The 23,398-nt window shown below is 70.0% G+C and carries 17 protein-coding genes and 1 pseudogene; 10 read left to right on the forward strand and 8 right to left on the reverse strand.

Going from position 1 to position 23,398, the window contains the following annotated elements:
- A partial coding sequence (locus IY392_RS04870) for a TSUP family transporter (RefSeq protein ID WP_194860665.1) occupies positions 1 to 364 on the forward strand: 364 nt, incomplete at its 5' end.
- Here the strand turns inward: IY392_RS04870 and IY392_RS04875 are convergent.
- Positions 253 to 975, reverse strand: coding sequence for an ATP-binding cassette domain-containing protein (locus IY392_RS04875; protein ID WP_228549039.1), 723 nt, complete (start codon positions 973 to 975; stop codon positions 253 to 255). The two genes, IY392_RS04870 and IY392_RS04875, sit on opposite strands and share 112 nt — an antisense overlap.
- A 52-nt stretch (positions 976 to 1,027) precedes the next feature.
- Here IY392_RS04875 and aztB point away from each other — a divergent pair, with 52 nt between their 5' ends.
- The 7 genes from aztB to surE all read left to right on the forward strand — a co-directional run bounded on the left by aztB (position 1,028) and on the right by surE (position 8,099).
- Complete coding sequence (aztB, locus tag IY392_RS04880; RefSeq protein ID WP_194860667.1) at positions 1,028 to 1,921, forward strand: zinc ABC transporter permease AztB; 894 nt, start codon at positions 1,028 to 1,030, stop codon at positions 1,919 to 1,921.
- Between the two features lie 31 nt (positions 1,922 to 1,952).
- A complete protein-coding gene (locus tag IY392_RS04885; RefSeq protein ID WP_194860668.1) occupies positions 1,953 to 3,272 on the forward strand; it encodes an ABC transporter in 1,320 nt (439 codons plus the stop codon).
- Positions 3,269 to 4,189, forward strand: coding sequence for a zinc ABC transporter substrate-binding protein AztC (aztC, locus tag IY392_RS04890; protein ID WP_194860669.1), 921 nt, complete (start codon positions 3,269 to 3,271; stop codon positions 4,187 to 4,189). Before IY392_RS04885 ends, aztC begins: the two co-directional genes overlap by 4 nt.
- Positions 4,190 to 4,214: 25 nt before the next feature.
- Positions 4,215 to 5,438 (forward strand): zinc metallochaperone AztD, encoded by a 1,224-nt coding sequence (gene aztD / locus IY392_RS04895; RefSeq protein ID WP_194860670.1) that lies wholly within the window; start codon positions 4,215 to 4,217, stop codon positions 5,436 to 5,438.
- Positions 5,439 to 5,757: 319 nt separating this feature from the next.
- Positions 5,758 to 6,156: an SHOCT domain-containing protein gene (locus IY392_RS04900; protein ID WP_107757741.1), complete on the forward strand. Its 399-nt coding sequence runs from the start codon at positions 5,758 to 5,760 to the stop codon at positions 6,154 to 6,156.
- Between the two features lie 140 nt (positions 6,157 to 6,296).
- Entirely contained in the window at positions 6,297 to 7,292 is a 996-nt protein-coding gene (locus tag IY392_RS04905) for a PfkB family carbohydrate kinase (RefSeq protein ID WP_194860671.1), read from the forward strand.
- A gap of 15 nt (positions 7,293 to 7,307) precedes the next feature.
- On the forward strand, positions 7,308 to 8,099 hold the full coding sequence (gene surE, locus IY392_RS04910) for a 5'/3'-nucleotidase SurE (RefSeq protein ID WP_228549041.1): 792 nt from the start codon (positions 7,308 to 7,310) through the stop codon (positions 8,097 to 8,099).
- Positions 8,100 to 8,120: 21 nt separating this feature from the next.
- On the opposite strand, the gene IY392_RS04915 is transcribed toward surE, so the two are convergent.
- A complete protein-coding gene (locus IY392_RS04915; RefSeq protein ID WP_182627071.1) occupies positions 8,121 to 9,164 on the reverse strand; it encodes an NAD(P)-dependent alcohol dehydrogenase in 1,044 nt (347 codons plus the stop codon).
- Between the two features lie 203 nt (positions 9,165 to 9,367).
- On the opposite strand from IY392_RS04915, the gene IY392_RS04920 reads away from it, so the two are divergent.
- A complete protein-coding gene (locus tag IY392_RS04920) occupies positions 9,368 to 11,962 on the forward strand; it encodes a cation-transporting P-type ATPase (RefSeq protein WP_182613473.1) in 2,595 nt (864 codons plus the stop codon).
- Between the two features lie 134 nt (positions 11,963 to 12,096).
- Positions 12,097 to 14,943: a magnesium-translocating P-type ATPase gene (gene mgtA, locus IY392_RS04925; protein ID WP_375292889.1), complete on the forward strand. Its 2,847-nt coding sequence runs from the start codon at positions 12,097 to 12,099 to the stop codon at positions 14,941 to 14,943.
- 13 nt (positions 14,944 to 14,956) lie between these two features.
- Here mgtA and IY392_RS04930 read toward each other — a convergent pair.
- The 6 genes and pseudogenes from IY392_RS04930 to IY392_RS04955 all read right to left on the reverse strand — a co-directional run.
- Positions 14,957 to 17,467: pseudogene (locus IY392_RS04930) on the reverse strand (phosphatidylglycerol lysyltransferase domain-containing protein); the annotation flags it as partial.
- Complete coding sequence (locus IY392_RS04935) at positions 17,361 to 18,716, reverse strand: alpha/beta hydrolase family protein (protein ID WP_194860672.1); 1,356 nt, start codon at positions 18,714 to 18,716, stop codon at positions 17,361 to 17,363. The gene IY392_RS04935 and the pseudogene IY392_RS04930, both read right to left, overlap by 107 nt.
- Positions 18,717 to 18,840: 124 nt before the next feature.
- The gene (bsh, locus tag IY392_RS04940) at positions 18,841 to 19,818 is read right to left on the reverse strand and encodes a choloylglycine hydrolase (protein ID WP_194860673.1); all 978 of its coding nucleotides are present in this window, start codon (positions 19,816 to 19,818) and stop codon (positions 18,841 to 18,843) included.
- 114 nt (positions 19,819 to 19,932) lie between these two features.
- Positions 19,933 to 21,189 carry an RCC1 domain-containing protein gene (locus tag IY392_RS04945; protein ID WP_182612660.1) on the reverse strand — a complete coding sequence of 419 codons (1,257 nt, stop codon included), beginning with the start codon at positions 21,187 to 21,189 and terminating at the stop codon, positions 19,933 to 19,935.
- A gap of 179 nt (positions 21,190 to 21,368) precedes the next feature.
- Positions 21,369 to 21,872 carry a carbonic anhydrase gene (locus IY392_RS04950; RefSeq protein ID WP_194860674.1) on the reverse strand — a complete coding sequence of 168 codons (504 nt, stop codon included), beginning with the start codon at positions 21,870 to 21,872 and terminating at the stop codon, positions 21,369 to 21,371.
- A 76-nt stretch (positions 21,873 to 21,948) separates the two neighbouring features.
- The coding region (locus IY392_RS04955) for a PepSY domain-containing protein (protein WP_228549043.1) at positions 21,949 to 23,398 on the reverse strand (1,450 nt) is incomplete at its 5' end.

The raw sequence follows: 23,398 nt of genomic DNA on the forward strand, positions 1-23,398 counted from the left end.
GCGTACGGCCGCGTTCGTGGTCGGGGTCGTCGGCGGCGTCTACGGCATCGGCGGGGGTTCGATCCTCTCGCCCCTGCTGGTCGCCGGGGGCCTGGCCGTGGGGGTCGTCGCACCCGCGGCCCTGGCCACCACCTGGATCACCTCGGTGGTCGGCGCGGTGGTGTTCACCGTGCTCGCACGGTTCTCGACCGATCCGGTCGCACCGGCGTGGGGAGTCGGCATCGTCTGCGGACTGGGCGGTCTGATCGGCGGCTACCTGGGAGTGCTGCTGCAACCGCGCATCCCGGAGCTCGGGCTGCGCACCGGACTCGGCGTGGCGGCGCTCGCGGTGTCGGGGGTGTACGTGGCGCAGCTCGTCACGTGACCGGCCTCCAACCTGACCACGTGATCGGCGGTGGCGACGAACCGCTCGTCATGTGACGCACAGCCCACGGCGACGCCCCGTCGACGGGCCTGATCGGTGAGCAACTCGTGGACGTGCCGCCGACTGGCGGAATCCAGTCCGGCATCGGGTTCGTCCATCAACACGATGTCGGCGCGACTCGCCAACGCCTGGGCGAGGAGGGCGCGCTGTCGCTGACCTCCGGACAGCTCCGTCAGGGAGCGGGACTCGAGGCCGTCCAGGCCGACCGCCCCGATCATCTCGGCCACGACCTTGCGGGCCTCCCGCCTACCGATCCGTCGCCCCCACGTCCCCATGGAGACGGTGTCCCGGACCGTGAGGGGGAGGGTCTCCGGCGCAGCGGGTCGCTGGACGACGAGTGAGACGGTGCCCCGCCGACGCACCTCGCCGCGGAGGGGAACGCGGACGCCGGCGAGGAGCTCCACGAGAGTGGACTTGCCCGATCCGTTCGGCCCGGCGAAAGCGGTGACGGTCCCGTACGCCAACTCCACCGCCGCGTCGTGGAGCACTTCACGGCCCTCATAGCCGTAACACAACCCGTGGGCGCTGAGGGCCGGACCCGAGAGGGGCATGGTCTGCACTCCTTGTTGATAACGAATGTCGTTACAGATAGTGTACGGCCTCGTGTCCCTGATCCTCGATCCGTTCAGCACCGCGTTCGTCGCCCGAGCTCTCGTCGGCGGCCTGCTCGTTGCGGCGATCTGTGGAGTGGTCGGCACCTGGGTCGTCATCCGGGGAATGGCGTTCTTCGGCGAGGCGATCGGGCACGGGATGCTCCCCGGAGTGGCATTGGCCACCGTGCTCGGCTTTCCGGCGATGGTCGGCGGCGCGGTCAGTGCGGTGGCCATGAGCGCGGGGATCGGGGCGTTGCAGAGGCGCGGCCGGTTGTCCTACGACACCACCATCGGGCTGCTGTTCGTCACGATGCTGTCGGTCGGGGTGATCATCGTCTCCCACTCCGGCAGCTTCGCCACGGACGCCACCGCCATCCTCTTCGGCGACATCCTGGCCATCCGCGGTCCCGAACTCGTCACCCTGGCCCTCGCGCTGGTGGTGACCCTGGCGGTGGCGGCCCGCTTCCACCGCGCGTTCGTCGCCGCGGCCTTCGACCCCCGCGTCGCCCAGACCCTGGGGCTGCGGCCGAGGGTCGCGCAGGTGGCGCTCGTAGGACTGGTGACCCTCGCCGTGGTGGCCTCCTATCAGGCCGTCGGAACCCTGCTGGTGGTGGCGTTGCTGCTCGCCCCGGTGGTCGCCGCGAACCGCTGGACCAGACGCATTCCCTCGACGATGGTGCTCGCCGCGGCGTTCGGTGGTGCCGCCGTGGTGATCGGTCTACTCGCCTCCTGGCATGCGGGAACGGCCGCCGGCTCCTCCATCGCGTTCTCCGCGATCGCACTGGCCGGGGTCTCGGCGGCCGTGCACTCCGCCCGCCGGATCCTGCTCGTCCGCGCCATCGGCCATCACCCCGCCACAGGGCCATCGGACGTCGTGGGCGCGGCGGACGCATCCGCACGGTGACACCCCCCGAAACCCATCGAGAAAGCAGAGAATGCACACCCTCAGATCGAGTTCCACCGTCGTCCGTCCTGGTGCATTCCCTGCCGGCATCGTCGCTGCCGTCGTCGCCCTCGCGCTCGCGGGGTGCGCGGGCGGCCCGACCGACACGGGCGGCCCGGATACCGCGGCGGACGGGACCACCACCACTGCCGCGCAGGGGTCCCAGGAGGACTCCGGCAGTGGTCACGGCGAAGTCGAAGGCGCCGAGGAGGTGGCCGAGCCCCAGCTGCACCTGGTGAGCATCGACCGCACCGGGGCGGTCGGCATGCTCAACCTGCTCGACGGGACGTCGACCGAGCCGGGCACCATCGAGCCCCCGTCGGCGGTCACCTCGGACGGCCGGTACCTGTTCGCGGACACAGAATCCGGTGTGGAGATCGTCGACAGCGGCGTGTGGACGTGGGACCACGTCGACCACTTCCACTACTACCGCACCTCCCCGAGCATGCTCGGAGCCGTGATGGGGGACGGCCCCGCGGTCGTGACGACCTCAGGTAACGCCACCACGGGGGGTACCGGGATCTTCTTCCCGGAGTCGGGAGAGGCGGTCCTGCTGAGCAACGAGGCCCTGTCCAAGGGGCGGGTCGAGGAGGTCTTCCGTCTCGAGTCCGAACCGCACGAGGGACTGGTCGCCCCCCTCGGCAGTGGCGCGCTCGTGACCATCGTCGACGAGTCGGCAGTGGTGTCCGGGGTGGAGTTCCACGGAGCCGACGGCGCTCCGGTGGACGGTGCGACGGCACCCTGCGCGGACGCACAGGGCGCCGTGACCACGCGCATCGGTGTGGTCGTGGGCTGTGCGGACGGGGCCGTCCTGGCCACCTACGAGGACGGCGGACCTCGGTTCGAATCGATCGCCTTCCCGGAGGGCACCGAGGCGCCGCGCGCGACGGAATTCCGTGGCCGCAAGGGACGACCGGTGGTGGCCGCGCTCGCCGGGGACGAGGGATTCTGGCTCTTGGACACCCGGTCGCAGCAGTGGCGCCTGGTGCCGACGGATCAGCCGTTGCTGCAGGTGTCCGCCGCGAGTGACGACGACTCCCACGTGGTGGGGGTGGACCGGGAGGGCCGGATCCGCGTCTTCGACGGCGAGGCCGGCACGGAGATCGCGGTGACCGAGGCACTGCTGGCAGGGTCGGTCGCGAATCCGGAGACCGCCTCCGGGATCGAGCTCACGGTCGACCGCGAGCGGGCGTATGTCAACGACCCCGTCGCAGGGGTCGTCCACGAGATCGACTACCGGGGCGACGCGCGCGTCGCCCGGAGCCTGGAGACACCCACCACCCCCGACTTCGTGGCGGAGACCGGACGATGAGGCGGCGTCCGGTGCTGTCCGCCGTGCTCGTCGCAGCGGGACTGGCCCTGTCGGGGTGCGCGATCGTGGACGGCGACGCGGGCGACCCCCCCACCGTCGTCGTGACGACCAACATCCTCGGCGACGTGGTCGAGAACGTGGTGGGGGACGCGGCCGACGTCACGACCCTGATGAAGCCCAACGCCGACCCGCACTCGTTCGAGATCTCCGCTCAGGAGGCGAGCCTCATGGATCGCGCCGACCTGGTGGTGTCGAACGGACTGGGTCTCGAGGAAGGGCTCCAACAGCATCTCGACCGGGTCGCGGACACCGGGGTGCCGATGTTCGTCGCGGGGGACCAGATCGAGGTCATCGACTACTCGGACGAGGACGCCGGCGGCACCGCCGACCCGCACTTCTGGACCGACCCGGCCCGCATGGTCGACGTCGTCGACGCACTGGAGACCGAGCTTCTCGACGTGGAGGGGATCGACAGGGCCGCCGTCGAGGCGGGTGCCGCCCGGTACCGGGACCGACTCGACGAGCTCGACGACGAGATGACCGCCGCGTTCGCCACCCTCCCCGCCGACAGACGCGCGCTGGTGACCAACCACCACGTCTTCGGCTACCTCGCCGAGCGTTTCGACTTCCGCGTCCTCGGCGCGGCCATCCCCGGCGGGACCACCCTCGCCTCCCCCAGCGCCTCCGACCTCGACGGGCTCGCCTCGGCGATCACCGAGGCCGGCGTCCCCGCGATCTTCGCCGAGTCCTCCCAGCCGGATCGGCTGGTGCAGGTGCTCGCGAGCGAAGCCGGTATCGACATCAGGGTGATCGAGTTGTTCACCGAGTCGCTCACCGAAACGGGACAGGGCGCCCCCAGCTACCTGGAGATGATGCGCGCGAATACCGAGCGCATCGTCGACGGGCTCTCCGCCTGACCACCTAGTGAAAGAAGGACGAGGAATGAGAACACGACACACCCGCGGCGCAGGAGCGGTCGCGGTGCTCGCGACAGCGGCTCTGCTCGCCACCGCATGTGGCAACGGTGGTGGCGACGCCGACGCAGACGACGCCGAGGCGCAGAACACCACCGCCACCACGACCTCGGCAGCACATGAGGGGTCTTCGGAGAACCGACTCGCGGTGGCGTACGAGAACGGCGTCGCGGTCCTCGACGGCGAGACCCTCGAGATCATCGAGGAGTTCGAGACCGAGGAGTTCACCCGCCTGAACGCGTTCGGTGACGGTCGGACCGTCCTGGTCACCACCTCCGACGGGTTCCAGGTGCTCGACACCTCGGCGCCGGAGCTCACCGACCTGGTGATCGAGGCCGAGACCCCGGCGCACGTCGTCCGGCACGCGGGCAAGACCGTGCTGTACGACGACGGCACCAGCGACACCTTCGTCTTCGATACCGACGCATTCGCCGGCGACGACGCCGACCTGCCCGATTTCGAGACCATCCCCGGCGACCAGGCGCACCACGGCGTCTCGATCGTGCTGAGCGACGGCACCTTCCTCTCGACCATCGGAGACGACGAGGGCCGCACGGGCGCCTTCGCCGTCGACGCAGACGGCGAGGAGATCGCCCGCAACGAGGAGTGCCCCGCGATTCACGGCGAGGGCACCGCCGCCGACGAGACGGTGATCTTCGGGTGCGAGGACGGTGCCCTGATCTACCAGGACGGCGCGTTCGAGAAGCTCACCGCGCCCGACGAGTACGGCCGCATGGGCAACGCCTACGTGTCCGAGGACAGCCCCCTCGTCGTCGGTGACTACAAGGACGACCCGGACGCCGAGGGCGTCCTGCTCAACAAGATCGCGCTGATCGACACCGAGGCCCGCACCCTCGAGGGCGTGGACCTGCCGGAGGACGTCGGGTACACCTGGCGCGGCGTGGTGCGCGGGCCGGACGACAAGGCCTACCTCCTGGGCACCGACGGTGCCATCCACGTGATCGACCCGGCCACCGGCGAGATCTCCGAGAGCTACGACGTGATCGGTTCCTGGGAGGGCCCGGCGGAGTGGCAGGACCCGCACCCCGGCATCGTGGTGAACGGGGACATCGCCTACGTGAGCGAGCCCGCCACGAACACCGTGTACGCCGTGGACCTCACGAACGGTGAGGTCGTCGCCTCGGGCCAGCTCCCCGAGGCTCCCAACGAGATGGCGGTGGCCCTGGGCTGACCCTGGCTCGACCGGCTGTCGACTCCATGAGGAGCGGTCACCGCGCCGGTTCTCGTCGAGTGGGTCGGAGAAGGACCCCTCGAACGACCACGCGGTGGCCGCGCTCCTCGTGCCTGGAGGCGGCCACCGGGTGTGTCCCCTCTCGGTGAACGACGCCCCGGGACGCGAATCCATCAGCGTTCCGAACTCCGGTCGGTGGGATGACGACCGCGGATATCGGCGCCGACACCCACGGAAGAGCCGGTTATCCGGCAGAGGGCATAGACAGCGCCACGACAATTTGATTACCTCGTTGAGGACACTATCCGAGGGAGTCACGATGTTCGACGACTACGGTTTCTGGAGCGTGCTCTGGTCAGTCTTCTGGATCTTCGCGCTGGTCGCCTATCTGTTCGCATTGTTCTCGGTGATCGCAGACCTTTTCAGCGATCACCAGCTCAGCGGCTGGTGGAAGGCGGTCTGGGTGTTCTGCCTCGTGTTCGTGCCGTTCCTGACGGTCCTGGTGTATCTCATCGCCCGGGGCCCCGGTATGCAGGAACGTGCAGAACTGAGGCTGAATCGCGACCAGCGCAATTTCGACGACTACATTCGGAAGATCTCGCATTCGACAAGCCCTGCCGACGAGATCACCAAGGCCCGCGCTCTTCTCGATCAGGGGACCATTTCTCCACAGGAGTACGAGGCGCTCAAGGCCAGGGCATTAGGCCAACCCGGGTGACGACGCCGGCATTCGACGATCCGGAGACTCACGCGGGTGAGCAGACGTCCGCTCCGCGCGAGGGCCGCGACGTCGATGGCGCTGCCGGTCTTCGGATGTGAGGTGACGTTGTGGACCCAGACGAAGCGGGACCTCGCGGCGTGAGCGGCCGGGTGGGGCACGTCGTGATCTTCGCGCCGTCACCCGTACTGACGATCACGGTGGAAGACCACGACGGTGACGTGGCGATTCACCTGCACCCGGGTGGGCAGGGCGTGTGGCAGGCCCGGATGGTGCGCGCTCTGGGCACGGAGGTGACCCTGTGCGCGGGGTTCGCCGGAGAGACCGGGGCAGTGCTGCAGCATCTCATCCGGGACGAAGGTTTTCGTCTGGTCGCGGTGGAACGGAAGGAAGGCTACGGCGCCGCATACATCCACGACCGTCGGCAGGGCAGTCGGCGGGTCGTCGCCGACACCAAGGGTGATTCGTTGTCGCGCCACGACCTCGACAGGTTGTACGGCCTGACACTCCGTGAAGCCATCGGCTCGGATGTGGTGCTTCTCAGCGGTCCCGCCGGCGGGGGCGTCGTACCTGCCGACGTCTACCGACGGCTCGCGGCGGACCTGCGCACCTGCCGGTGCAGAGTGATGGTCGACCTCATCGGGGAGCGGCTCGATTCCGCCCTCCAGGGTGGGGTGGACGTCGTCAAGGTCAGCCACGAGGAGTTGCTGGCGGATGGCAGGATCTCCTCGGTCGACGTGCGGGAGATCGTCTCGGCGATGCACGCGATCCGCAGTGCGGGCGCGGAGACGGTGATCGTGACCCGCGCCGAGAAGGGTTTGCTCCTCCTCGACGACGAGGGAGTCCGCGAGGTCGTCGCGCCGGCCATGCAGGTCGAGGACTCGACGGGCGCTGGCGACAGCTTCACCGCCGCTACCGCAGCGGTTCTTGCCCGGGGTTCGGGGATCGAGGAGGCGGTGTCACTGGGGGCGGCGGCCGGAGCGTTGAACGTCACGCGACACGGTCTGGGCACCGGCGAGTTGTCCACCATCAGGAGATTCAGCGAATTCGTGCAGATCAGTCCCTATGACTGGCAACGGCCTCCGGAGGTGCGGATCACGCCCGCCCAGCTTTCCGACTTCATCCGAAGGGGGTGACGGACCCTGCTCGCGTTGGTCACCAATGACGACGGTCTGGACTCTCCGGGCCTGTTGGCATTGGCCGGAGCGGCACGCGCAAGCGGGCTGGATGTGGTGGTGGCGGCGCCGGTGGAAGAAGCCAGCGGCAGCAGTGCGTCCATCACCGCCACCGAGGCTTCCGCCGTCACCGCCGCAGGTGGGCAGGGCAGCATCCGCGTGGAGCGTCGCACGCTTCCGGGAATGGAGGTGCCGGCGTTCGCCGTGTACGCCGCGCCGGCGCTGATCGTGTTGCTCGCAGCGCATCGTGCGTTCAGTGACGGGCCGCCGGATCTCGTCCTGTCCGGCATCAACCGCGGTGCCAACGTGGGCAGGGCGATTCTGCACTCCGGCACCGTGGGGGCCGCACTGACCGGTGGCCTCAACGGCGCCCGCGGCCTGGCGGTGTCGTTGGCGACCGATCACACGGACGCCGCAGCGCACTGGTCGAGCGCAGCGGCAGTGACCTCGCGGGTCCTCCCGGCGCTCTTGGCGAGCTCCAGCGGCACGGTGCTGAATGTCAATGTCCCCAACACCCCGCGCGCTGACGGGCTCACGATCACCAGCGCCCCGTTGGCGCCTTTCGGCATCGTCCACACCACCATGGTCGAGGCCGGCAGTAACCACGTCCATCTCATCCTGGCCGACACGCCGGAGGAGCACGAGGCCCACACCGACGCGGCGCTGCTCGGTGCGGGAGTGGCCACCGTGACCAGCATCACGGGCATCGGGGAGCGCGGATCCAACCTGGACACAGTGGTCAACCCCGAGAACGCCGACGCGGGGTGATCCTGGCCGGTGCGGTTCTCGCTATCCGCCATGGGGGGCGATCACCGCGCGTCCGCTGACCCGGCCGTCGACGAGCTTCTGGTACACCTCCAGGGCCTGGTCCAGGGGATACACGTGGACCTCCGGGTTGATCTTGCCGGCCCGGTACAGGTCCACCACCTCGTGGAGGTCCTCGAGGGTGCCCCAGTAGGTGGAGGAGAAGTTGACCTCGTAGGGCAGGCGGAAGACGTTCCAGGGGAAGTCGGCGCCGGCCAGGCCGACCACCGTGACCGAGCCCTGCTGGGCCACCACCGAGGCGGCGAGTTCCAGAGTGGGGGAGGAGCCCACGATGTCGAACACCGCGGTGACGCCGCGGCCGCCGGTGAGCTCGCGGAGGGTCTCGGCGGCGCCCTCGCTCGGGATGCCGATCGCCCCGTCGGCCTCCGCGGCGGCGACGGCCTCCGGCTTGGTGTCGGTGGCGTACACCGTGGCCCCGGTCATGGCCCGGATGATCTGCACCGCCACCAGACCCAGGCCGCCCAGGCCGATGCAGAGTGCGGTCGCGCCCGGGGTGGTCAGGTCCGGCAGCACCCGCTTGATGGCGTGGTACGGGGTGAGGCCGGCGTCCGCCAGGGGAGCGGCGGCGACGGGGTCGGCATCGCCCAGCGGGATGAGGTTGCGCGCGTTGGTGGTCATGTACTCGGCCATGCCGCCGTCCCGGCCGAGCCCGGTGGCCAGGTACCCCACCGACGGCACGTCCTGGCAGTAGGTGTCCTGCCCCCGCGAACACGGCTTGCACCGACCGCACCCGATCGGCCCGTAGACCAGGAACGCCTCGCCCGTGTTCAGGCCGGTGACGCCGGGGCCGAGCTCCTCGATCCATCCGGAGACCTCGTGGCCCAGGGTGAACGGCGGGGTGAGGAAGCCGGTGGGGTCGCCGGGGAACTCATGGAACAGGCCCACATCGGAATGGCAGGCGCCCGAACCGGCCACCTTGAGCAGGACCTCGCCCGGGCCGGGGGTGGGTCTGTCGACGTCCTTGAATTGGGGGAAGGTCTTGAAGCCCTCGAACACGACTGCCTTCATGGCGGCGCTCCTCGCTGTGTCGCCGGAGGGCGCACCGGACGAGTGACGCCCACGTAGGCGATTCTACCGCCACCGTCCGGGGTCCGACAGACCTCAGAGGCGGTATTCTGCTCCCCCCTAGGGGGCTAGCCGATTCGGCGCGCAGGCTCGTACCATCTGGTCCGTTCCACGTTCCACCGGCGTGTTCTCCGGAGGTGGGTCTCATGCCAGTCGCCTCGTCGTCCGACAGCCCGGCCCCGTCGGAGGCCGGGCTGTCTTCCGGCGAGGCCGCGGACCGGCTTCGTGCCGACGGTCGGAACGCGCTTCCCACGTCGCGGCCTCGCTCGCCCCTGTTGGCGCTGGCCGCGCAGATGGTGAACTTCTTCGCTCTCATGCTCTGGGTCGCGGCCGCCCTGGCGTGGGTGGCGGACATGCCGGCTCTGTCCCTGGCGATAGGGGTCGTGGTGGTGGTCAACGGTCTCTTCGCGTTCGCGCAGCAGTACCGAGCCGATCGCGCCGCCGCTGCACTCGAGGACCTGCTCCCGCCGCAGGTGCGGGTGGTGCGGGACGGGAAGGTGGTCCGGATCTCGGCCGAGCAGTTGGTGGTGGGAGACGCTGTTCAGCTCGAGGCGGGAGACCGGATCAGTGCCGATCTCCGGCTCGACACCGCGGTGGGTCTCGCCGTGGACGAGTCGCTGCTGACCGGAGAGAGCGCGGTCGTCCACCCGGATGCCGGGGACACCGCCTACGCGGGAACCTTCGTCGTCGAAGGGGCCGGTTCGGCGACGGTCACCGCCACCGGTACGCGAACCCGACTGGCTTCTGTCGCGGTGATGACGCACTCGGCAGCCCGGCCGACGAGCCCGCTGACCCGGCAGTTGCACCGCGTGGTCAGGATGGTGTCCCTGATCGCCGCCGGCACAGGGGTCGCCTCCTTCGTCGTCCTGGTCGCCCTCGGAACCGAGGCGTCCGAGGGCTTCCTGTTCGCGATCGGTGTCACGGTCGCGCTCGTTCCCGAGGGATTGTTACCCACGGTCACCCTTTCCCTGGCGCGCAGCGCCCAGGTGATGGCTCGGGACCGGGCACTGGTCAAGAGGCTCGAGGCGGTCGAGACCCTGGGGACGACGACCTACATATGCAGCGACAAGACCGGCACTCTGACCCAGAACCGGATGAGCGTGAGACGGGTGTGGACTCCCGCCGGCACCGTCACCGTGTCCGGAGAGGGCTACGCGCCCGAGGGAGAGGCGACGGGGGGAGCCTGCGCGATCCGAGCGGCCGCGCTCGCGACGGCATCGGCGGCGGCATGCGTCTCGGGTCGCCCGGAGCTCGTCGACGGCCGGTGGACCGCCCGGGGTGACCCGATGGAGGTGGCCCTGGTGGTGGCCCAGGCGCGTCTTGATGGGCAGCGCGAGCCCGTACGGCCAGAGCGTCGTCGGATACCGTTCGATCCGCGGGCCCGATGCTCGGGGGCGGTCGACGATGACTGGATCCACCTGCTCGGCGCGGCCGAATCGGTCCTGCCGCGGTGCTCGGGGTCCACCGTGGCGGCCGCACAGGAGGTGACGGCTGCGGGCGGCGAAGGTTTGCGGGTGGTGGCGGTCGCCCGAGCCGTTCGTCCGGAGACCGGGGAGGGGGAGCCTCTCCCCTGGGAATGCGACGGCATGGAGCTGCTCGGGCTGCTCTGCCTCGAGGACCCTCCCCGTGAGGGTGTGGCCGACGCGCTGGGTCAATGCCGCCGGGCCGGGGTCGCCGTGGCGATGCTCACCGGTGACCATCCCGACACCGCCGCTGCGATCGCCCGGCAGATCGGCCTGCTCGGCGCCGGGCCGGATGCCTCCGCACGGGTGATCGCGGGTGCCGATCTTCCCGTTGATGACGACGAGCTCGGAGAGCTGCTCGACACCGACGGGACGGTGGTCGCGCGGATCACCCCGGAGGACAAGCTGCGCGTCGCCAGGGCGTTGCAGAAGCGCGGCCACGTCGTGGCGATGACCGGTGACGGGGTCAACGACGGGCCTGCGTTACGGCAGGCCGATATCGGCGTGGCGATGGGAGCGGGCGGCACCGACGTCGCACGCGAGGCCGCCGATGTCGTGCTGCTCGACGACCACTTCGCCACTATCGTCCGCGCGGTGGAACTGGGCAGAGCGACGTGGTCCAACGTGAGGCGGTTCCTCACGTACCACCTCACCGACAACGTCGCCGAGCTCACACCTTTCGTCGTATGGGCACTCAGTGGCGGCACGGTGCCCCTCGCTCTCGGCGTGTTGCAGATCCTCGCAGTGGACATCGGCACCGATCTGCTGCCCGCGCTCGCCCTGGGAGCGGAACCGGCCAGGCGCCAGGTGATGAAAGGGCCGCTGCGCACCGATTCGTTGCTGGACGGGCGAATCCTGCGACGGGTGTTCGGTGTGCTCGGTCCCACGGAGGCGCTGGTCGTCATGTCCGCATTTCTCGCGGTCCTCCTGATGGCCGGGTGGTCCCCGGGCGCCGCCGTCGACCCGGGCACACTGGCGGCGGCGTCAGGAGCAGCCTTCGCCGCCCTGGTACTGGGCCAGTTCGCCAACGCACTGGCGTGCCGTTCCGAATCCACGTGGTTCGGCGCGATCCCTCTCATGTCCAACACGCTCCTGCTGTGGGCTCAGGTATCGATGCTCGCCGCCCTCGCCGTCTTCCTGTTCGTGCCGCCGGTCCACCAGGTGTTGGGAGGAACGAATCCACCTCTCATCGGTTGGGTGGTGGCCGCGATCGCCATCCCTGCGGTGCTCACGGCTGACAGTCTCCACAAGTGGCGGCGTCGCCACGGGCGCGCCTGACACCGACCGGCGAGACCCCGGCACCGGGGAGCGCGCGGGTCGCCGGGGGAACCGGGGGGCGAGCTACACCCGTACTCGGTAGTCGACCGTTCCGGCGCTAGATGAAGGCGCACGGCGGTGCCACTATTGGACTCGTGGCCCGACACAGCGAGGGCGGGTCGGGGACCGAGCCGCCGACAGGTCAGTTGACTCTGGAGCAGGCGTCCGTCATGCCCGCGCCGGATGTGCTGACCGCGCTCGGGGTGCCCGGCTCCGGTCTGGACGAGGAGCGGGCCGCCGACCGATTGGCGGTCGACGGCCCCAACGTCCTTCCCGGAAGTCGGGCGACCTGGTGGAGAGTGCTCCTGCGGCAGTTCGCCAACCCCGTGTTGCTCCTTCTGCTCATCGCCGCGAGTCTGTCTTTCGCCACCGGGGATCAGGTCAACGCGCTGATCATCGGTGCCATCATGGCGGCCAGTACCGGGCTGGGGTTCGTCAACGAGTACCGCGCCGAGCGCACCGCCCAGGACCTGCATCGCCAGGTCAGTCACAGCGTGGTGGTGATCCGCGGTGGGCGGGATCGATCCGTCGACGTCAAGAAGCTCGTGGTCGGTGATCTGGTGCGGATCGGCCTGGGTTCGATCGTGCCGGCCGACGTGCGGGTGCTGGAGTGCAACGAGCTGGAAGCCGATGAGTCGGTGTTGACCGGCGAGGCTCTGCCGGTGTCCAAGTCCCCGGAGCCCGTGGAACCGGGCGCCGGTCTCGGGGAACTGAGATCGTGTCTGCTGATGGGCACGGTGGTCCGGCACGGGGACGCCGTCGCCGCGGTGGTCGCCACCGGTGAGGACGCCCAGTTCGGACGGATCGCGCAGGGATTGGGGGACCGGGCGCCGCGCACGGGTTTCGAGACGGGGCTGACGCGGTTCTCGATGATGCTGTTGTGGATCGGTCTGGCGCTGATGGTGGGGATCCTGGTGATCAACCTGCTGCTCCGGCGCCCGTTCCTCGACGCCCTGCTGTTCTCACTGGCGATCGCGGTGGGCATCACCCCGCAGTTGTTGCCGGCGGTGGTGAGCACCTCGCTGGCGGCGGGATCGCGACTGCTGGCGAAAGAGAAGGTGCTGGTCAAGCGATTGACGAGCATTGAGGACCTGGGCAACATGGACGTGCTGGTCACGGATAAGACAGGCACGCTCACCGAAGGACGGATCACCTTTCTCGAGTCCGTACCCGCCGGGCAGGACCAGACGGCCACGACGCGCCTGGGCGTGCTGTGCTGCGAGGCCGATCCTGCGGCCGGGGGTGCCGGGGCGGGGCAGAACGCCCTGGACGCCGCACTCTGGCGAGCAGCCGGGCCGGGGTCCGGGCACCCGGCCGAGGTGACCGGAACACGGAGGGTGGATCTCCGCCCCTTCGACCATGAATCGCTGACCTCCTCGGTGCTCGTGGACTTCGTGGACGGTCAGCGGTGGGAGATTCTCAAGGGAGCTCCCGAGGTGGTGGTGTCCAGGTGCTCTCCGGACGAGGACGAGGGGCGCGCCACGATGGGTGGGCTCTTCGAACAGGGCCTCCGAGTCGTCGCTGTGGCGGTGCGGCGGGCGGACGACGAGACCGAGCTCGCCTCGTCTCCGCCGTCCGGATTCCACCTGGCCGGGTTCCTGTGTTTTGTCGATCGGCCCAAACCCGACGCCGTCGACGCGCTTCGTGCCCTGGCCCACCTCGGGATCGGGGTGAAGGTCACCACCGGCGACAACGAGGTCGTCGCGGTCAAGGTGTGTCGGGACCTCGGGCTCACCGACGACGCCGGGGCCGTCCCGGTGCTGACCGGGCGCCAGGTCGAGGCACTCGATGATCAGGCCCTGGGGGCCGCACTCGCCACGACGATCGTCTTCGCCCGGGTCTCCCCGACGCACAAGGCCCGGATCATCCGTCTGCTCCGCGCCCGGCACGCTGTCGGGTACCTCGGCGACGGGGTCAACGATGCCCTGGCCCTGCACGAGGCCGATGTCGGGATCTCGGTGGACACCGGCACCGACGTGGCCAAGGACTCGGCCGATGTGATCATGCTCGAGAAGGATCTAGGCACTCTGGCCCGTGGGGTCGTGAGCGGTCGGCGGATCTTCGCCAACACCATCAAGTACGTCCTCATGGGGACCTCGTCCAACTTCGGGAACATGTTCTCCGCCGCCGCGGCCAGCGCCTTTCTGACCTTCCTTCCGATGTTGCCCCAGCAGATCCTCCTCAACAACGTCCTCTACGACACCTCACAGCTGGCCATTCCCACCGACAGGGTCGACGAGGAGCAGTTGCGCAAGCCCTCCCACTGGGACCTGGGACAGATCCGACGGTTCATGCTCGTCTTCGGTCCGGCCTCCTCCCTCTTCGACTTCGCGACCTTCGCTCTGCTGCTGGGTGTCCTCCATGCCGGCCCGGACGAGTTCCGCACGGGTTGGTTCGTGGAGTCGCTGGCGACCCAGACCCTGATCGTCTTCGCCATCCGAACCCGGAGAGTCCCGTTCCTGCGCAGTCGTCCCTCGTGGCTGTTGACGGGGTCGGTCCTGGCGGTCGTGGCCGTCGGCGTGGCGCTGCCGTTCACCCCGCTCGGCCCGCTGCTGGGGTTCGTCGGACTACCGGCACTGTTCTACGTGGCCCTAGCGGCGATGGCGCTGATCTACCTGGTACTGATCGAAACCGTCAAGCACGTCTTCTTCCGGGCCGAGAGCGAGCGTGCTGCCGCCCTGCCGCATCGCCGTCGGACTCATCCGCACCCCTCGACCGGCATCCACAGAAGAGCCGTCGGCCTCGTCGCCCATCAGGGTGCCCCTGCTCGGGTCTCCTTCAGCGGCGGGCCCGCCTCAGCGTGGCCACGAGGCGGGCTCCCTGGCCGAGTCCCACCTTCGGGAGGTAGGCCCGTCCCACCGCGACGCCGATCGCCGGGAGGGTCGCCGCATCCGGGTAGCACAGATGTAGAGGGCGGTACTCCGGGTGGAACTTGGCCTTGAAGGCGAGGAGTGAGCGGAACCCGTAGACGGGCTCGAGTGTCTCTCCCACGCGGTCCAGGGCGGCCGAGAGCGCGGTGGCGTCCTGCTTCGCGGTCGGTGCGCCGTCTCCGGGTTCACGCCGGCCGTGACCCAGCGGTGCCCCGGACAGGCTGAGGAACTCCAGGCCCTCCTCCTTGGCGGTGAGCGCGGCAGAGGCGATGAGGAACTCGGTCGTCGGCCGGAAGCCGCCGGTCCGGCGGCGCATGAAGTCCAAGGTGAGTCCCACGGCAGCGCCCTCTCGGTAGACGGGCAGCCACGACGTCACCCCGTGGACCACGTCGTCCCCGTCGACGGCCAGCAGCAGGCGCACCTCGGGATCGCGGAGCTCGTCGATCCCGCCGAGGGTGAAACCCATCTCGGGCAGGCCCTTGTCGGCCACCCATTCCTCGGAGACCGCCACGATCTGCTGGGTCAGCGTCAAGGGGGCCTCAGCGAAGGTCGTCCACGTGGCCGTCACCTGTTCCTTTCGCGCCCGGTTCAGGGCGGTGCGGACGTCCTGGAACCGCTTGCCGGTGAACGCCAGGTCGGGCAGAGGGATCACTGTCTCCTCGGCCACCTGGACCGAGGACCATCCCGCCGCCCGCAGCGCCGCCGCCAGCTCGTCGTCGACGGAGTAGAAACAGGGAGCCAGGCCCTGGAGGGCACAGTGTTCGGCGAACTCCAGCGCCGCGGGTCCGGCCTGGTCCGGTGGCCCGACCGGGCCTCCGGTGGTCAGTGCGACCCGGCCCACCACCCGGAAGGCCACCACGGACGGGCGGCCCGGCGGGTGCTGGCTGGTGAACCAGTACTCATTTCCGTCCCAGGTCGTCATCCACGACAGCGAGGACCCGCCCGGAGTGTGCAGCAGCTCCCGCAGGCGCTCGTGCGCCGCCGGGTCCTCGTCTCTCCGGCGCGCCCGCAGCAGGCGCCACAGGATCACGATGACCCCGGCCCAGACGGCGACCCCGATCCACTCGAACAGCGCCGTCGCCGCGTCGGAGACGGGGAGCAGGGTCGGTCCGAACAGGCCCAGGTACGCGGGAGGGATGAGGCGGGCCGGATAGTCGCCAGCGAGCTCGGCGATCGACGGATCGGACAGGCCCGAGGCCGCGACGCCCTCGGTGACCACCGCGCCGAGACCGACGAACGCGACGAACCCGCCGAGCACCACCGCCGCGATCGACAGGGTCGCCCGTCTGACCGCACGGCGGCTCGCCCGCATGCGGAAGAACCGGCCGGTGAACGTCAGGGTGAGCAGAACCGCGGCCAGGACGACCAACGGGGAGACCACCCAGACCGTGAGCGCGTGTGGAGCGGCCCCGAAGATCAGTTGGCGTCGTCCGTGCCCGCCCTCGATCGGGCCGGTGACGAGCAGAGCGACCGAGGCGGCGAGCTGGGTACCGTACGCGGCCAGCGCCCACCAGCGCGCGGCGCGCCTGCCGCGTCGAAGCCCGTCGGCCAGGACGAGGATGAGCACGGACGGCATGAGGGTGAGGGCGAGGGGGCCGACCCCGGTCAGGCGGAGAAGCTGTCTGGCGTTCCAGCAGTCGATCCCGCCCGGCGCGGCGTCGCACAGCTCCGCGACCTGCGCCGGGGTGTACGGCACCTCGCGGACGAGCTGGCTCAGTGGCGCCAGGGGCCCGACCGCGCCTGAGGAGAGGGAGACGACGAGGGGTCCCAGGACGGTGGCGGCCACCACCAGGGCCACGAGGGTGCGTGTCTCCCGGACCGATCCGCCGAGCAGCGGGGTGTGGTGGCGGCCCCTCGCCTGCAGGGCGCCGACGGCGAGTCCGGCCAGTGCCCCGGACAACCGGACCGCATCCTGGGGATGCCCGGCGAACAGCAGGAGAGTGACGAGAGCGGCCAGGACCACCGCGCGGATCCGGCGTCGCCACAGGGTCGGCATCCGGCCCGTCGCGGCCAGCAGGACCCCGAGGATCCACGGCAGCGGGTCGACCCACGAGTGCGGGTGGGCCGTCGTCGACCCCCCGTCCCCGTGGGACAGGACGCCGACCAGCAGGTCGCGACCGACACCGCCGAGAACGCCCGCGACTTGAGAGATGAGGGCCACGGCCAGCAGGCGGGCCCCGCCCAGGAGTCGCTCGGCGACCGGCCCCACCACCAGCAGTAGCGCCGTGGAGGCGAGGAGACCGCCGAGGCCGGAGACGAACAGCCCGGACGTGATGAGGGTCCAGAGGTGGCCGCGTCCGAGCGACACGGACCCCGCCGCGACCCGGTCGAGCCACTCGGGGCCCGGGCCGAAGGTCGCCGTGCCGGTCACCGCGGCCACCACCCACATCACGGCGAGCAGTGTGATGGTGACCGGAGAGGTCGACCATGCCCGGGCCGCGTACCGGCGCGCGGTGGAGACCGTCGTTCTCATCGGATGAGCCCCGTTCTCATCGGATGAGCCCCGTTCTCCGGGCGAGCCAGGGTAGTTCGCGCTCGAGCCCCGCGGACCACACGGCGTAGCTGTGACCGCCGGGCAGTTCGGTGAGGTGGGCATCGATACCGGCGGCCACCGCCGCTGAGTAGAGCTCCCTGGCCGCCGGGCCGTACTCGGTGTCGGTGGAACCGTAGACGAACGCTCCGGCCATCCCGGGGAAGCGCCGTGTCGCCATCAGGTCGGCGGGGTTGTTCCGGCGGAACGCCGCCTCGTCTCCGCCGAAGAACTGCTCGACGGTGTCGGCTCGGGTTCCTATGGTCGGCTCCGGCTGCCCCGACATGTCGAGGAAGGTCGGGAAGACGTCCGGGTCGGACAGGGCCGTCTGGAGTGCGCAGGTTCCGCCGAAGGACAGCCCACCGATCGCCATCGACATCGGACCGGAAGCGACCTGCAGGTTCTCGTGGATCCACGTCGGGACGTCGACGGTCAGGTAGGTCCGGGAGTTGCCCCGGGGCGAATCCACGCACAGTGTGTTGCTCAGCGATTCCCCGAGGGGATCGGCCACCACCACGACAGGGGCCAGCCCGGCATGCTGCGATGCGAACGCGTCCGCGATCACCGGCAACCTCCCGGAGACCACCCAGTCCTCGGGGGTGCCGGGCTGGCCGGCGAGCAGGACGAGGACCGGAAGGAGGGGGCGAGGCTGCGCGAAGTACGCCGGCGGCAGATAGATCTGCGCGGGCCGCGCCGCGAATCCCGACGTGGTCCCGGGGATCGGCGCTTCGGTGATCGCCCCGCTCGTCGGCATGTTCTCGGGGGGCGTCCACACGTCCTCCACGGCGGTCCCGGGCGGGAGGTCGTCGCCGACGGCCGTCGGATCGGACCCGAGGACGTCGGCGAGGGGGACGGTCCGGTGGTCCGGAATCCCGATCAGGGTGCCGAGGGTGGGGAACTCGGCGTACATGCGGTTGACGTGGCCGCCGGCGCCGAGGAGCACGGCCACCGTCGTGAGCAGCACCCCGGCCACCCGCCACGGGCGTCGGCGGGTCCTCCCGCCGACCAGACAGGACACGGCGAGCATCACCGCCAGCAGGGCCACGGCGATCCAGACGTACACCGTTCGAGGGATGGCGTCCGGGATGGGTTTGAACACCCCCTCGACCAGGAACCCGCCGGTCGCGGTTGCCAGTGCGGCGGCGATCGCGCACGAGGGCAGGGTTCGCCTCCACCACCGGCGTCGGTCCCGGGTGCCGCCCCTGACGCCCGTGGAGCCGGCGACCGCCAGCCCCGCGAAGCCGACCACCACGAGTACCCACAGGGTCGCCGACGCCGGCGTGTCCAGAAGAGACACACCGAGTAGCTGCTGCATCGCCGCCCACCTCCACCGCGGACCCCGTCAGGCCGCGCGTCACACCCGTGTCGTCGTCACCTGCGTGACACCGCGGGTCGGAGCCTAGAAGGGTTCGCTGAGAAGACGCGGAGACGGCGAGCGCTCAGTTCTGCATGGCGATCTGCTGGCCCGTCACCAGGGGATAGTCAACGATGGCGTCGGAGTCGAGATCCGCTGCGTGCATGTCGACGCCGGTGATCTGACTGTTCTCGTAGGTGGTGTAGTAGTAGACGCCGGTGTCGGCGTTGCAGCAGGACGAGTAGATGGTGATCTCGTATGAGTCGTCGCCGCCGACCTGCACGCATCCGCGCTGCTGAGCGACAGATCCGAGGATGTGGAAGAACTGGCTGAGGGATTCCGACTCGGACGTCCCGGAGACCGAGTTCATTTTGGTGAAGACGGCCTTGGCGAACCGCGAGGACGAGGACAGGTCGCCGGGCAGACCGATGGCCCCCATCCCCCGGCTGTAGGTGTCGAACTCGAGCCGCTCGGAGAAGCGGTTCTCGGGCGGGGTCGTCGACAGATGCATGTAGTCGCTCAGCCCGAAGCTCTGGATGTCGAAGGTCGGGTTGTTGGTCAGCACGCCGTACGGATTGTCGTAGACGCGCAGACCGGAGGCCACGCTCTCCACGGTGAGGGACCTGTGACGATCCGAGATGATCCAGTGCAACGGTGACTGGGGGAACTCGGAGCTGAACGGGATGTCCACGAGGTTCACCTCCGACAGCGCGGTCTCGACCTGATCGACCGTGTCGAACTGGCCCAGAACCCAGGGGATGAACTCGAACGGCGCGACGTTCGCCTTGCCCGGGGCCTCGGGTTTGTAGTCCGCGTTCCCGGGGAAGTTGAGCCCCGCCATGCTCAGACCCCGGTCGTTGGTCCCGTCGTAGTACAGGGGGAACCCCTCAGCGGTGGTGGCCATCCCGATGATGGCGTGGTGGGTGGGTAGCGGGGGGAGCCGCCGGAACTCGAACGGGAAGTTCCGGGGCGTGATGGTGACCTTCTCGTGGTAGGAGTACTCGAGGTCGAGGTTCCTGCCGAAGTAGTGGTCCCTCGTGGTGTGGCTGAGACCGGTGCACATGGCGTGCCTCCCTTGTCGGGGCGCTCCTCGGGAAAGAGGAGGTGTCTCATCCGTATCAGGGTGAGGCACGACACACCAGAGGTGAGTCGGAACCGTGACCGGCCGGGCTCGTCCCTACCGGGGGAGCCCCATCACCTGGACGGGACCGGGGCGGTTCTCCGTCGTGCCGTCGCCCAACTGGCCGTAGTGGTTGAGGCCCCAGCACCTGATGGAATCGTCATCCAGGGCCGCGCAGGTGGACGAGCCCCACGAGCTGATCCCCGTCGCGCCGGCCAGGTCTTCTACGGGTACCGGGACGAGGCTGTCGTCAAAGGTGCCGTCGCCCAGGTTGCCGAGGAAGTTCGCACCCCAACACCGCGCCGAGCCGTCGCGGAGGACCGCGCAGGAATGCGCGCCTCCCGCGCTCACTGCGACCACGTTCGACAGTCCGTCCACCGCCACGGGCACCACGCGGTCCGTGGTGGATCCGTCGCCGAGGGCGCCGTTGTAGTTCTGTCCCCAACAGCGGGCACCGCCGTCCGTCAGAGCCGCACACGTGTGGTTGCTGCCCGCTGCGATCGAGGCCGCGTCATCGAGGCCGGCCACGGGCGTCGGAGTGAGCCTGTTGTCGGTGGTGCCGTCGCCCAACTGCCCCTCCCCGTTGCGGCCCCAGCATCGGGCGGTGCCGTCCTCGAGACGAGCGCACGAATGGAGGGGTCCGAGATCGATCGAGGACACGGTGCGCAACTCCTCCACGGGGACCGGGCTCGTCCGGGTGTCGGTGGTGCCGTCCCCCAACTGTCCCAGGTTGTTCACGCCCCAGCACGCCACCGTCCGGTCGACCAGCAGAGCACAGGCGTGGGCGTTGCCGGTGCTGACGGCGATCGCACGCGAGAGCCCGTCAACGGGCACGGGGGTGTACCGATCGGTCCGCGTCCCGTCCCCCAGCTGTCCGAGGAAGTTGGAACCCCAGCACCGGACCTCCCCGGCACGGGTCACCGCGCAGGAGAAGTTGGCCCCCACGCTCACCGAGGTGACGTCCACGAGGTCGGCCACCTCCACGATGGTGCCGGGGGCGACGGTGGGTCCACCGCCCAGCGAGCCGTACGAGTTCCGGCCCCAGCACGCGACCGTGCCGAGAGTCGTGACGGCGCACGCGTGCTCGTCCCCCATACTCACCGAGAACGGGTTCGCGTCCTCGCCCGGGCTCCCGGCGCTGCCCGTGCTCCCGAGGCTGGCCGTGTCCGCCAGGCTCCCGAGGCTGCCCGTGTCCCGCGATGAGCCCTGGGCGTCGGCCGCTCCCGCGGCGAAGACCACCGCGGCGATGGCCAGACAGATCACGGCGACGACGACGCCCACTGCCTTCCCGAGGTGAATCCTGTGGTGAACCATGCTCGACCGCGCCCCTTCCGGCGTTGGCCCCGGGGGGGGCAATTGGTGAGCAGGAACTTATCACCGTTGATTCCAGCAGCGCCACCCCGTGAGTACAGTGCCGTCGCGCCACCGATGGTGATGAGACCGAGCTGTGCAGATCCTGCGCGTGCCCTGAGGGTGCGGGCGGCCCTCGGACCTCACTCCGGGCTGCGGGCGACCTCGCGCAGCTCGCCGGTCTCCACGTCGTAGACGAAGCCGCGGACCGCGGAGGCGTGCAGGAGGAACGGATCCGCCTCGACGCGTGCGAGCGACTGACGGACGTCCCCTTCCACGTCGCCGAACGACTCCGGAGACCACCGCGGGCGCAGACCGGTGTCGGCCTGGATCTGGTCCTTGAAGTCGTCGTCTCTGAAGGTGAGCATGCCGCAGTCGGTGTGGTGGATCAGCACGATCTCCTCGGTCCCCAGGAGCCGCTGGCTGATCGTGAGCGACCGCAGGACGTCGTCGGTGACCACGCCTCCGGCGTTGCGGATCACGTGCGCGTCACCCTCGGACAGACCCAACAGTCCGTACGGATTGAGGCGGGCGTCCATGCACGCCACCACGGCGGTCTTGCGGCCGGGCGGCATGGGCAGGCCGCCCTTGTCGAAATCGGACGCATAGGCCCTGGCGGCCTCGAGTAGCTCGTCGGTGACTGTCATGGCCGCAATCTAGACCCGCGAGTCGCCCCGTGACCAGACTTTCGCTCGCCACGGGGCGAATCGGCGTCGGCGTGGGTCAGCCCCGTGCCCGCCGTGCGGCGAGCCCCGCCAGCGAATCCAGGACGAGGAACGCCGCCAGCGAGATCCCCAGGAGCGGGACGGCCCATCCGGCGGCCGCGATCACGGCCGCCCCGATCAGGACCGCCAGTGGGCGGCGGCGCAGAAGTTCGAGTGCCGCGCCCCGCACGGGGGGCCGGGCCAGACCGCGGGTGCGGGTGGGTCGCCGCGTCCACCACAGGGAGTACCCCCGGAGAGTGACGACGACGACCGCCGCCGCGACGGCCGCCAACAGCAGTTGGTTGGCCACCCCGAACAGGAACCCCATGTGGAGCCGGATGCCCCAGTCGGTGAGTTTGGCGGCGACGGGGTAGCTGGAGAACGGGATGGACTGCACCACCCCGCCCGTCGCGGGATCGATGCTCACCGCGTCGGGCCCGGGCGTCCAGGACCGCCGGGCCTCCTGGACCCGCCAGGGGTCACCGTCAGCGGTGGGCGGGACCAGCTGGACGGGTTCCGTCAGTCCCGCTGAGCGGGCGCCGGCCAGTGCGATCTGCGCTCCCTCCGGGGTCCAGGCGGCGGCGTCCTCGGAACCGAGACCATGGGAAGCGCCATGGGAACCGTGATGCGCGTGTCCGTTCGCGGACGCGGCGACAGGGGTTATGGCGTCGGAGGTCTCAGGAGAGTGGGCCGACAGCGTCGGCGTGGTCCAGTCCAGGGCGGAGCGGAGGTCGGAGACGCGCTGCCCGGCGTAGGCCGACCAGGTCAGACCGGTCGCCGACAGCACGAGCATGCCCACCAGTGCCCAGGTGCCCAGCACGGCGTGGCGGGAGCGTAGGCGCGCCCGCCCCTCCAGGCCGGGGGCCGACCTGAACGGAGAGGTGTCGGCCCGGCGGGTACGGCCCCACCACAGGTACAACCCCGCCAGGGCGAGTGGGGCGAGCCAGCTGGCGGCCAGCTCGGAGTAGAGGCGCCCGACCTCGCCGAGGTGCAGACTGCGGTGCAGGCCGGACAGCCAGGTGCGCAGAGGGAGCGCCTGGCCGGACCCGTACTGGACGGTGTCCCCGCGGACGGCACCGTCGGAGGGGTCGACGAAGACCACGCGGGAGTGCGATTCCGACGGTAGTGAGTCATCCGTGAACAACACCCTGGTCGTCGACCCGTCGCTCCCGGGCACGATCCTCGAGACCGCGAGATCGGGATGAACCGCACGTGCGGTGGTGATCTGGTCGGTCAGTGCGACGTTCTGCGCCGAGGAGGCGGCGGTCAACTGATCGGCGTAGACCGCCTTCTCGAGCGTCGGCGCCAGCGCGTAGAAGAAGCCCGACACCGCGGCGATGAGCAGGAACGGGCCGACCAGCAGGCCGACGTAGAAGTGGAGGCGGAGCATGAGTTGCCTCAGTGGGCCACCGACGCGCGGGTCGCGCGGTCCGGCGGTGGGCAGGTCGGCGGTGGGGGAGGCGGCAGTG

This window comes from Dietzia sp. SYD-A1, assembly GCF_015356725.1.
Taxonomy (GTDB): Bacteria; Actinomycetota; Actinomycetes; order Mycobacteriales; family Mycobacteriaceae; genus Dietzia.